This window comes from Pseudomonas sp. (assembly GCF_049301935.1).
Classification (GTDB): domain Bacteria; phylum Pseudomonadota; class Gammaproteobacteria; order Pseudomonadales; family Pseudomonadaceae; genus Aquipseudomonas.
Genome location: NZ_JBAQLP010000105.1, coordinates 16975 through 27365, shown reverse-complemented (window position 1 = coordinate 27365; position 10391 = coordinate 16975). Strand labels below are relative to the sequence as shown.

Genomic DNA, 10391 nt, shown 5'->3' with positions numbered 1-10391 from the left:
CGTACGGCATGAGGGGCATGCAGGTGTTCTTTCGCATCCTGGTGCCGCAGATGATTCGCTTCGCCATCCCCGGGTTCACCAACAACTGGCTGGTACTGACCAAGGCCACCGCGCTGATTTCCGTGGTCGGTCTGCAGGACATGATGTTCAAGGCGAAAAGCGCCGCCGATGCCACCCGCGAGCCGTTCACCTTCTACCTGGCCGTTGCGGCCCTGTATCTGGTGCTGACCAGCGTGTCGCTGCTGGCTTTGCGTTACCTGGAAAAACGTTACTCGGTCGGCACCAAAGCCGCTGATCTGTAAGCGGGGAGCGCAGCGATGATTTTTGACTACAACGTAATTTTGCAGAACCTGCCGCTGTACTTTGGCGGTGTACTGGTCACCCTGAAAATTCTGCTGATTTCCCTGGCCTTCGGCCTGGCCCTGGCCATCCCCCTGGGTTTGATGCGTGTGTCCAAGTCGCCTCTGGTGAGTTTCCCGGCCTGGCTCTACACCTATGTGATTCGCGGCACGCCGATGCTGGTGCAGCTGTTTCTGATCTATTACGGCCTGGCCCAGTTCGAAGCGGTGCGTGAGAGCGTGCTGTGGCCGTATTTCTCCAGCGCCACCTTCTGCGCCTGCCTGGCGTTTGCCATCAACACCAGCGCCTACAGTGCGGAAATCCTCGCTGGCAGCCTGAAGGCCACGCCACATGGCGAGATCGAGGCAGCCAAGGCCATGGGCATGTCGCGCGCCAAGCTGTACCGCCGCATTCTGCTGCCATCGGCGCTGCGCCGCGCACTGCCGCAGTACAGCAACGAAGTGATCATGATGCTGCACACCACTTCGCTGGCGTCGATCGTGACCCTGATCGACATCACTGGCGCGGCGCGTACCGTCAGCTCGCAGTACTATCTGCCGTTCGAGGCGTTTATCACCGCTGGCCTGTTCTACCTGTGCCTGACCTTTATCCTCGTACGCCTGTTCAAGCTGGCTGAACGCCGCTGGCTGGCCTACCTGGCTCCGCGCAAGGCCTGAGGACCAGAGCATGCAGCGTATCGATCATCCACTGCCCTGGGGCTGTCCCGGAACTGAACGCCGCCTGAGCGTGTTCCGTTTCGGCCATGGCCCGTGCAAGGCCTATATCCAGGCCTCCTTGCATGGCGATGAGCTACCGGGCATGCGCGTGGCGGTGGAACTCAAGCGCCGTTTGCGTCAGCTGGAAGCTCAGGGCCGGCTGACCGGCGTGATCGATCTGGTGCCGGTAGCCAACCCGATTGGCCTGGGGCAGATGTTTCAGGCGACCCATCAGGGCCGCTTCGAACTGGGCAGCGGCAAGAACTTCAACCGCGATTTCTTTGACCTGGCCGCTGCCATCGCCCCGGCCCTGGAAGACTGCCTGGGCAGTGACGGCCCGAGCAATGTGCGACTGATTCGCGCGGCCATGCAGGCCGCACTGGAGGCCCTGCCGCCAGCCTGCTCGGAGCTGCAAGGCATGCAGCGTCTGCTGCTGAAACATGCCTGCGATGCCGATGTGGTGCTCGATCTGCACTGTGATTTCGATGCCGCAGTGCACCTGTACCTGCTGCCGCAGCAGTGGCCGCAGTTGCGTTCGCTGGCCGCGCGCTTGCAGGCCGGTGCAGCGCTGACCGTCGAGGATTCCGGCGGCAGCTCCTTCGATGAAGCCTGCGCCTTGCCCTGGGTGCATCTGGCCCGGCAGTTCCCCCAGGCCGCTGTGCCGCTGGCCTGCCTGGCAGTAACAGTCGAGCTGGGCGGCATGGCCGATACCGGCAAGCCCGAGGCCGAGGCCAGCGCCGAAAGCATTCTGGCGTTCCTCGCCGAGCAGGGCCTGATTGCCGGTGACTGGCCGCCCGCGCCAGCGGAAAGCTGTGACGCCACGCCGTTTAACGGTGCGCAATACGCCTATGCCCCGCATGCAGGGGTGGTGAGTTTTCTGCAGCCGGTGGGCGCGCGGGTTAAGGCCGGCGATCCATTGTTTGAAGTGATCGATCCTCTGGATGATCGCCACACCACTGTCTGTGCGGTTACAGACGGTGTGCTCTATGCGCGCGAGCGGTTGCGTTTTGCTCAGCCCGGTTTGTGGCTGGCCAAAGTGGCCGGTCGTACCCCAATTCGCCAGGGTCGCTTGCTCAGCGACTGATTCAAGAGAGTGGAAACCATGTACAAACTTGAAGTTCAGGATCTGCACAAGCGCTACGGCAGCCACGAAGTATTGAAAGGCGTGTCGCTGGCGGCCAAGGCCGGCGATGTGATCAGCATTATCGGCTCCAGCGGCTCGGGCAAGAGTACCTTCCTGCGCTGCATCAACCTGCTGGAACAGCCCCACGCCGGCAAGATTCTGCTCAACAACGAAGAGCTGAAACTGGTGGCCAATAAAGACGGTGGCCTGAAAGCCGCCGACCCCAAGCAGCTGCAGCGCATGCGCTCGCGCCTGTCCATGGTGTTTCAGCACTTCAACCTGTGGTCGCACATGAGCGCCCTGGAAAACGTCATGGAAGCCCCAGTGCACGTGCTTGGCATGAGCAAGAAGGACGCGCTGGAAAAGGCCGAGCACTACCTGAACAAGGTTGGCGTAGCGCATCGTAAAGATGCCTACCCCGCGCATATGTCCGGCGGTGAACAGCAGCGTGTGGCGATTGCCCGTGCCCTGGCCATGGAACCTGAGGTGATGCTGTTTGACGAGCCGACCTCGGCGCTGGACCCGGAGCTGGTCGGCGAAGTGCTGAAAGTCATGCAGGACCTGGCACAGGAAGGCCGCACCATGGTCGTGGTCACCCACGAAATGGGCTTTGCCCGCGAGGTGTCCAACCAACTGGTGTTCCTCCACAAAGGCGTGGTGGAAGAGCGTGGCTGCCCGAAAGAAGTGTTGGTCAATCCGCAATCCGAACGTCTGCAGCAGTTCCTCTCTGGCAGTCTTAAATAACCAGCGGCAACATCTGCACGCACCCGCGTTATGCCCATAATCGCCAACAGAGCCTAAACTGCCCACATGAATGCCCACCGAATTGGCTTCCTGCTTTGGCCCACCACCAAGCCCCTGACCCTGGCCTTGGCGGAAGAAGCGCTGCGCGTTGCCCAGCGCGTGCACCCCGAGGTGGTCTACGAGCTGGTGTTTCTGCAGGCCGAGGCGCCGCTTGAAGGCGCATGGCGTCTGCCGGGGGAGTCCTGGGTGGGCAAGCTGGAAGGCTGCCAGAAGCTCTTTCTGCTCGCCGATGAACCGCCAGGGCCGATGCCCGCGGCACTCTCCGGTGCGCTCAAGCAACTGGTGCGCAGCGGCTGCGTGATCGGCGCGATTGCCGCCGGGGTCTATCCGCTGGCGCAACTCGGCCTGCTCGATGGCTACCGCGCCTCGGTGCACTGGCGCTGGCAGGATGACTTCACTGAGCGCTTCCCTAAGGTGATTGCCACCAGCCACCTGTTTGACTGGGACCGCGACCGCCTGAGCGCCTGTGGCGGCCTGGCGGTACTCGACCTGCTGCTAGCCTTGCTCGCCCGTGACCACGGCGCGGAGCTGGCGGGGGCGGTGTCGGAAGAGTTGGTGGTCGAACGTATCCGCGAAGGCGGTGAGCGCCAGCGCATTCCGTTGCAGAACCGTCTGGGCTCCAGCCACCCCAAGCTGACCCAGGCCGTGCTGCTGATGGAAGCCAATATCGAAGAACCGCTGACCACCGACGAAATTGCCCAGCATGTCTGCGTGTCGCGGCGCCAGCTGGAACGCATCTTCAAGCAGTACCTCAACCGCGTGCCCAGCCAGTACTACCTGGAGCTGCGCCTGAACAAGGCGCGCCAGCTGCTGATGCAAACCAGCAAATCGATCATCCAGATCGGCCTGTCCTGCGGCTTCTCTTCCGGCCCGCATTTCTCCAGCGCCTACCGCAACTTCTTCGGCGCCACCCCGCGCGAAGACCGCAACCAACGGCGCAGTAACAGCCCGTTTGAGCTGACCTCGACGCCCATCGAACGCGGCTGAGGGTGCAGCCAGCCGTGGCGAAGGCTGTGGCCGAGTCGCACGCGGCGTCTAAGCGGACCTACCGCCTGTCTATCGTCACTTTGCCAAACAGAACCCAGACAGCAAGTTGAACTCCAACCTAAGCTGATAACTAACTGACGTCGCGGTTCGTACCGCAGGGTAGGAGAGAACGAGATGACAAAGACAATCACTAAAGTATTGGCAGCATGCACCTGCACCTTGTTGCTTGGAGCGTTGAGCGCGCCACCAGGACAGCTGTTCTTTGATTCTGCTGTTGCCGCCGGTGGCGGTGGCGGTGGCGGTGCCGGAGGCGGTGGCGGCGCTGGCGGTGGTGCCGGTAACGGTGGCGGAGCTGGCGGCGGTCGCGCTGGTGATGGCGGCAATGGCGTTGGTAATGCTGCGGGAAGTGCAGGCAAGAGCGCGGCCGCAGGTTTGGCTGGGGCCAACGGCAAGGGCTTGGCCAACCGCAGCGATAATCCAGGTAGTGCGACCTCAGCAGCGGCCAAGTCTGAGGAAACCACGGGGCTGGCCAAGGCCATGAGTGTGGTCTCGACCACTGCGGCGTCCGTGGCGGCAGCGTTGGGCTTGCAGAATGCGCTCGATAAGCAGGCGCTGAATGATGATACCGATACCGATACCGATCCTGATGAGGGTATCGACACCCCTTGAGCCCTTGATGCAGGGTTAAGCTCGCCAGGTTAGGCTGCCTAGGCCTAACCTGCGCGGCAAATAACAAGGCTGCGTTGCTCTTCAAACCAACCTAAGACTGCTCGCCTCGCAGTACGTAATGGGTCCAGCGCCGATAACAGTGTGTGGGTCGATAATTGAGCCAAACCTTTTCCGCTGTATTTCTCTGCCTCGTGCTGGGCAGCGCCACCCTGATGGTTCAGGCGCAGCCACTGATTGCCATCGATAACGCCAACCCGCCTTTTATGTATCAGCATCAGGGTCAGCCCAAGGGGCTTTATCCCGTGCTGCTGCAAGGGGTGTTTCAGCGCGCCGGAATAGCCGTGAAGATTCAGGCGATGCCCTGGAAACGCGCGCTGATGCGTGGCGGCAAAGGCGAGCTGGGGATTGGCGGCATCTATAAAACCGCATCGCGCCTGGCCATTTTTGATTACTCGCAGACCATCTTCGAAGAAAAACTGCTCGTCTATGTGCGCCGAGGCACAGCCACCTCGTTCCATTCGCTGAGTGACCTGTATGGCAAGCGCGTTGGCGTGATTCGTGGCTGGAGTTATACCGAGGCGCTGGATAAGGCACTCAACGACGGCAGTATCATGGCCCGCGCAAGCGGTTCGGATGAGGCCAATTTCAAGATGCTGGCCCTGGGCCGTCTGGATGCGGTCATAGCGATCGAATTGGCCGGGCAGCACATCGTCCAGCAGTTACAGTTGGATCAGGTGGTGGCCTTGCAGCCTGCCCTGAGTATCAACTCAACCCACCTGGTATTTGCCAAACAGGCCAAGCAGCAAGCGCTATTGCAGCGCTTCGATGAAAGCCTGGAAGCGATGCGCGCCGATGGTTCCCTGGCCGAGTTGCTGCAACAGGGTATGGCCAATCCTTAATCCCACCGTCACCCCTGCTGATTGTCCTCGCGCGGATAGAGCACCTGGCCACAACGGCTACAGAAGGCGGCTGACAGTTCATGGCACGCTTTTCGGCAGTTTGGGCAAGCCTGTTGCAGTTGCTCATCAGCGCGCATGGCGTTGGCCAGTTCGGCGGTAAAGATGCCGGTGGGCACGGCGATGATCGAGTAACCGGTGATCATCACCAGGGTCGACAACGCCTGGCCCAGCGGGGTTTTCGGCACGATATCGCCGAAGCCGACGGTGGTCAGGGTAACCACTGCCCAGTAGATGCCCTTGGGGATGCTGGTAAAGCCGTGCGCCGGGCCTTCGATCACGTACATCAGGGTGCCGAACACCGTAACCAGAGTCGCGATGCAGGCGAAAAACACGATGATCTTCTGCTTGCTGCCGCGCAGGGCGGTCAGCAGAAAATTGGCCTGGCGCAGGTAGGGGCTGAGCTTGAGTACGCGAAAGATCCGCAGCATGCGAATCACCCGGATGATCAGCAGGTACTGGGCGTCACCGTAGAACAGGGCGAGGATGCCCGGCAGAATCGCCAGCAGATCGATCAGGCCGAAGAAGCTGAAGGCGTAGCGCAGCGGCTTCGGCGAGCAGTACAGGCGCACCGCGTATTCGATGGCGAACAACGCGGTAAAGCCCCATTCGATACCGGCCAGCAGCCCTGCATATTGGCTGTGAACACTGTCGATGCTATCGAGCATCACCACCACCAGACTGGCCATGATGGTCAGCAGCAGATAACGGTCGAAGCGCTGCCCGGCCGCTGTGTCGGTGTGGAAAATGATGCTGTAGAGGGTTTGCCGCGTGTCCATGGTGCTCTGGCTGCTCCGTATCTGCTGTGCGTTGATAGCGCGCACAGGCAGCCTAGGGAGTTTTATCTCGATGATGCAAGCCTTTGCCCTTGTTGGGTGGCCGTGGTGTGCAATCGGCCGCGGCTTTGCGCAGCAAACGTTGGCTGGCGCTGACCAGCCAGCAGGTAAGGATAAACGGCATGGTCAGCGCCGGCAGCCCCAGGGCGCTAAAGCCAGGTTGCAGCACCAGCGCCAGGGCGATACCGAGTGCCGGCAGCCACGGGCGGCGGTGTACCTGACTGAGGGCGATAGCCGCCAGGGCGGCGTTATAGCCATACAGGCCGGTCAGCGCGCCGTGCTGCGGCAAGCCCTGATACAGCGCCAGGGCCAGGCCGCCGGTGGAACCGAGCAGCGCCCAGCAGGCGGCGCGGCGCTCCGCCAGCAACAGGCCGAGCAGCAGGCACACCCCGGCCAGTGGCTGATCGAGAAAGATCACCTGGCCCACCCCCCGCGCCATGGCGATCAGGCTGGCCCACCAGTCAAGTGGCTGCGCCTGGCTTGGCAAGGCTTGCGCCAACTCAAGCTGCAGAGCCGGTGCCAGCCACAACAGCAACCAGCTCAAGACGACAAAGGGGGCGGTGAAGGCGGGCAACCACTGGCGTTCGCGCATGCGCTGCATCCAGGCCGCCAGCAGCAGGCTGGAAGCCCCGGCGCTGGCGATGATCAGCAGCGGCAGTAAGGCCGACCAGCTGAATTGCAGGCTGATCAGCATGCCCAGTAGAGCCCCGTTGTAGCCATACAGGCCGATCTCGATGTCGGCTTTGGCATAGCCACGGCGCTGCGCCGTCAGCGTGCTGCTAAGACAACCGAGCAGGGCGCCGCCGAGTAGCTGCGGCGCGCCGATGACAATCGCCAACAGCACCAGTAGCCCGCAGCCGGGGTGGGCTTGCAGAAAGATCTGGCTAAAGCCGTTAAGCAGCGCGCGAAAACCCTGCAATGGGTGAGTGGGGGGCGGTAATGGCGACATACAGACGAACCTGAATTAACAATCACCGGTGCGGGAATAAAAAGAGGCACGCACTGCGCGAGCAGTGAGTGCCTGCAAACTGGCAAAGCCAGCGTGGGAGACGGTGCTTGCTGGACGATCGCCTTCCCCGGATGAAATCCGGGCTACGGGGTTCCAGTGCTGGGTATCAGTGCAGGATTTCAATCCTCAGGCTGTTGGTGCTGCCCGGCTGGCCAAACGGCTCGCCGGCAGTAATCACCACGGTATCGCCGGTTTTCGCCAGCCCGGCCGAGCGGGCGGTTTCCAACGCAATACGCGTGACGTCCTCAACTTTGCTCAGGCGCTGGTTGACCGCCGAGTACACGCCCCAGGCCACGCTCAGACGCCGCGCGGTATCCAGGCTCGGCGTCAGGCTCAAGATCGGCGCTTTCGGCCGCTCGCGCGAGGCGCGCAGGCTGGAGCTGCCCGATTCTGTGTAGTTGACCAGCACGGCCACCGGCAGGATGCTGCTGATGCGGCGGATCGCGCAGCTGATGGCATCCGAGGTGGTGGCCTCGGCCTGCGGGCGGCTGACGTCGAGCTGGGCCTGGAAGTCCGGGCCATTTTCCACCTGGCGAATGATCTTGCTCATCATCTGCACAGCTTCCAGCGGGTAGTCGCCGGAGGCGGTTTCCGCCGAGAGCATCACCGCATCGGCACCTTCGGCCACGGCGTTGGCCACGTCGGTGACCTCGGCGCGGGTTGGCGCCGGGGAGAAGCGCATGGATTCGAGCATCTGCGTGGCCACCACCACCGGCTTACCGAGTTGGCGGCAGGTGCGGATGATGTCGCGCTGGATGCGTGGCACGTTTTCGGCCGGCACTTCCACGCCGAGGTCGCCACGGGCAACCATGATCGCGTCGCACAGTTTGGCGATTTCCTCCAGGTGAATAACTGCCGACGGCTTTTCGATCTTGGCCATCAGCAAGGCGCGATCACCGATCAGCTGACGGGCTTCGACAATGTCTTCCGGGCGTTGCACAAACGACAGCGCCACCCAGTCCACGCCCAGCTCCAGGCCGAAGCTCAGGTCGCGGCGGTCCTTCTCGGTCAGCGGGCTCAGTTGCAGCACCGCTTCCGGCACGTTGACGCCCTTGCGGTCGGACAGCTCGCCACCGGCGATGACGCAGGTGTCTATCGCATCGCTGTGCTTGGCAGTGACCTGCAGGCGCAGGCGGCCATCGTCGAGCAACAGGCTCATGCCCGGCTGCAGCGCTTCGATAATTTCCGGATGGGGCAGGTTGACCCGATTGACGTCGCCTGGGCTGCTGTCCAGATCCAGGCGCAGGGTCTGGCCGCGTTGCAGGTTGACCTTGCCCTCGGCAAAACGGCCGACGCGCAGCTTCGGCCCTTGCAGGTCCATCAGGATGCCGATTGGGGTGTTCAGCTGCTGCTCGACTTCACGCACCCAGTCGAAACGCTGGGCGTGATCGGCGTGTTCGCCGTGGCTGAAGTTGAGGCGGAACAGGTTGACCCCGGCCTCCACCAGCTGGCGGATGTCGTCGATGGTTTTGATCGCAGGGCCCAAGGTGGCGAGGATTTTTACTTTCTTGTCGGCGTTCATTTGGCAGGGTTCTCAAGAATGAGGATGGCGCGAAAATCGTTGACGTTGGTACGCGTCGGCCCGGTGACGATCAGTTGATCGAGGGCGGCGAAGTAGCCGTAGCCGTTGTTGTTATCCAGCTCATCGCTGCTGCTTAGCCCCAGTTTGCAGGCTCTGCTATAGCTCTCAGGGGTCATAAGGGCCCCGGCGTTGTCTTCCGAGCCGTCGATGCCGTCGGTGTCGCCTGCCAGGGCATAGACCCCGGGCAGGCCCTTGAGGCTGTCGGTGAGGCTTAGGAGGAATTCGGCGTTGCGTCCGCCACGGCCATTGCCGCGCACCGTCACCGTGGTTTCGCCGCCGGACAGAATCACGCAGGGTGCCTTGAGCGGTTGGCCATGCAGGCGCACCTGTTTGGCGATGCCGGCATGCACCTTGGCCACTTCCCGCGATTCGCCTTCCAGATCACCCAGAATCAGCGTCGGCAAGCCGGCGGCGCGCGCCTTGGCAGCTGCGGCGTCAAGGGATTGCTGCGGGCGGGCGATCAGCTGGAAGTGGCTGCGGGCCAGGCACGGGTCGCCCGGTTTGACGGTTTCCGAGGCCGGGTTCTGCAGCCAGGCGCGTACGTTGGCCGGGATTTCGATGCTATAGCGGGCAAGGATCGCCAGGGCTTCGGCCGAGGTGGTCGGGTCGGCTACGGTCGGGCCGGAGGCAATCACCGTGGCTTCATCGCCCGGGACATCGGAAATCGCGTAGGTGTAGACGCTGGCCGGCCAGCTGGCCTTGGCCAGGCGACCGCCTTTGATGGCCGAGAGGTGCTTGCGCACGCAGTTCATCTCGCCAATCGAGGCGCCGGATTTCAGCAGGGCTTTGTTGACCGCCTGTTTGTCTTTCAGGCTGATGCCCTCGGCGGGTAGGGCGAGCAGGGACGAGCCGCCGCCAGACAGCAGGAAAATCACCTTATCGGCTTCACTGAGGTTACTGACCAGCTCCAGCACGCGGCGCGCCACACGCTCGCCAGCGTCATCCGGCACCGGATGGGCGGCTTCCACCACTTCGATTTTCTGGCAGTTGGCGCCGTGCTCGTAACGGGTGACCACCAGGCCGCAGACTTCGCCTTGCCATTGCTGCTCGATCACTTCGGCCATGGCCGCGGCGGCCTTACCGGCACCGATGACGATAACGCGACCGCTGCGGTCCGCAGGCAGGTAGTCGGCCAGCACCTGGCGCGGATGGGCGGCGTCGATGGCGCTGGCGAACAGCTCGCGCAGCAGGGACGTTGGATTGAAAGACGGATCGGTGGACATGGCGATCTCTCTTGTTAGGGCTGAAGCACTTCTTATGACTGACTTCGATTCTAGTGCGCAACGTCCTGCACAAAGACGCTGCGCACTAGAATCGACCCACCCGGCAGGCAGGCCGTGACACCGCCTGCCGGACAGATCGAAAGGGTT

The 10391-nt window shown here is 62.6% G+C and carries 11 protein-coding genes; 7 read left to right on the top strand and 4 right to left on the bottom strand.

Annotation, left to right across the window (positions count from 1 at the left end; all coding sequences use genetic code 11):
- The 7 genes from WA145_RS14445 to WA145_RS14415 all read left to right on the top strand — a co-directional run.
- Positions 1-302 (top strand): ABC transporter permease subunit (locus tag WA145_RS14445; protein WP_422582250.1); only part of this gene is annotated, 302 nt, incomplete at its 5' end.
- Between the two features lie 15 nt (positions 303-317).
- Positions 318-1016, top strand: coding sequence for an ABC transporter permease (locus tag WA145_RS14440; RefSeq protein WP_422582249.1), 699 nt, complete (start codon positions 318-320; stop codon positions 1014-1016).
- A 10-nt stretch (positions 1017-1026) separates the two neighbouring features.
- On the top strand, positions 1027-2139 hold the full coding sequence (locus WA145_RS14435) for a succinylglutamate desuccinylase/aspartoacylase family protein (RefSeq protein WP_422582248.1): 1113 nt from the start codon (positions 1027-1029) through the stop codon (positions 2137-2139).
- An 18-nt stretch (positions 2140-2157) separates the two neighbouring features.
- On the top strand, positions 2158-2922 hold the full coding sequence (locus WA145_RS14430; protein ID WP_422582247.1) for an ABC transporter ATP-binding protein: 765 nt from the start codon (positions 2158-2160) through the stop codon (positions 2920-2922).
- 66 nt (positions 2923-2988) lie between these two features.
- A complete protein-coding gene (argR, locus tag WA145_RS14425) occupies positions 2989-3969 on the top strand; it encodes a transcriptional regulator ArgR (RefSeq protein ID WP_422582246.1) in 981 nt (326 codons plus the stop codon).
- Between the two features lie 174 nt (positions 3970-4143).
- Positions 4144-4638: a hypothetical protein gene (locus tag WA145_RS14420; protein ID WP_422582245.1), complete on the top strand. Its 495-nt coding sequence runs from the start codon at positions 4144-4146 to the stop codon at positions 4636-4638.
- A gap of 155 nt (positions 4639-4793) precedes the next feature.
- Positions 4794-5537, top strand: a complete 744-nt coding sequence (locus tag WA145_RS14415; RefSeq protein ID WP_422582244.1) for a substrate-binding periplasmic protein — start codon at positions 4794-4796, stop codon at positions 5535-5537.
- An 8-nt stretch (positions 5538-5545) separates the two neighbouring features.
- Here WA145_RS14415 and WA145_RS14410 read toward each other — a convergent pair whose 3' ends face one another.
- The 4 genes from WA145_RS14410 to WA145_RS14395 all read right to left on the bottom strand — a co-directional run bounded on the left by WA145_RS14410 (position 5546) and on the right by WA145_RS14395 (position 10244).
- Positions 5546-6373, bottom strand: coding sequence for an ion transporter (locus WA145_RS14410; protein ID WP_422582243.1), 828 nt, complete (start codon positions 6371-6373; stop codon positions 5546-5548).
- A gap of 52 nt (positions 6374-6425) precedes the next feature.
- On the bottom strand, positions 6426-7379 hold the full coding sequence (locus WA145_RS14405; RefSeq protein ID WP_422582242.1) for an urea transporter: 954 nt from the start codon (positions 7377-7379) through the stop codon (positions 6426-6428).
- A gap of 166 nt (positions 7380-7545) precedes the next feature.
- Complete coding sequence (pyk, locus tag WA145_RS14400) at positions 7546-8961, bottom strand: pyruvate kinase (protein WP_422582241.1); 1416 nt, start codon at positions 8959-8961, stop codon at positions 7546-7548.
- Positions 8958-10244, bottom strand: coding sequence for a glycerate kinase type-2 family protein (locus tag WA145_RS14395; RefSeq protein ID WP_422582240.1), 1287 nt, complete (start codon positions 10242-10244; stop codon positions 8958-8960). The genes pyk and WA145_RS14395 overlap by 4 nt, the downstream gene beginning before the upstream one ends.
- Positions 10245-10391 lie beyond the last annotated feature (147 nt).

Coding starts and splice junctions, on each gene's coding strand:
- WA145_RS14440 (WP_422582249.1), top strand. CDS start 318: ATGATTTTTGACTACAACGTAATTTTGCAGAACCTGCCGCTGTACTTT.
- WA145_RS14435 (WP_422582248.1), top strand. CDS start 1,027: ATGCAGCGTATCGATCATCCACTGCCCTGGGGCTGTCCCGGAACTGAA.
- WA145_RS14430 (WP_422582247.1), top strand. CDS start 2,158: ATGTACAAACTTGAAGTTCAGGATCTGCACAAGCGCTACGGCAGCCAC.
- argR (WP_422582246.1), top strand. CDS start 2,989: ATGAATGCCCACCGAATTGGCTTCCTGCTTTGGCCCACCACCAAGCCC.
- WA145_RS14420 (WP_422582245.1), top strand. CDS start 4,144: ATGACAAAGACAATCACTAAAGTATTGGCAGCATGCACCTGCACCTTG.
- WA145_RS14410 (WP_422582243.1), bottom strand. CDS start 6,373: ATGGACACGCGGCAAACCCTCTACAGCATCATTTTCCACACCGACACA.
- WA145_RS14405 (WP_422582242.1), bottom strand. CDS start 7,379: ATGTCGCCATTACCGCCCCCCACTCACCCATTGCAGGGTTTTCGCGCG.
- pyk (WP_422582241.1), bottom strand. CDS start 8,961: ATGAACGCCGACAAGAAAGTAAAAATCCTCGCCACCTTGGGCCCTGCG.
- WA145_RS14395 (WP_422582240.1), bottom strand. CDS start 10,244: ATGTCCACCGATCCGTCTTTCAATCCAACGTCCCTGCTGCGCGAGCTG.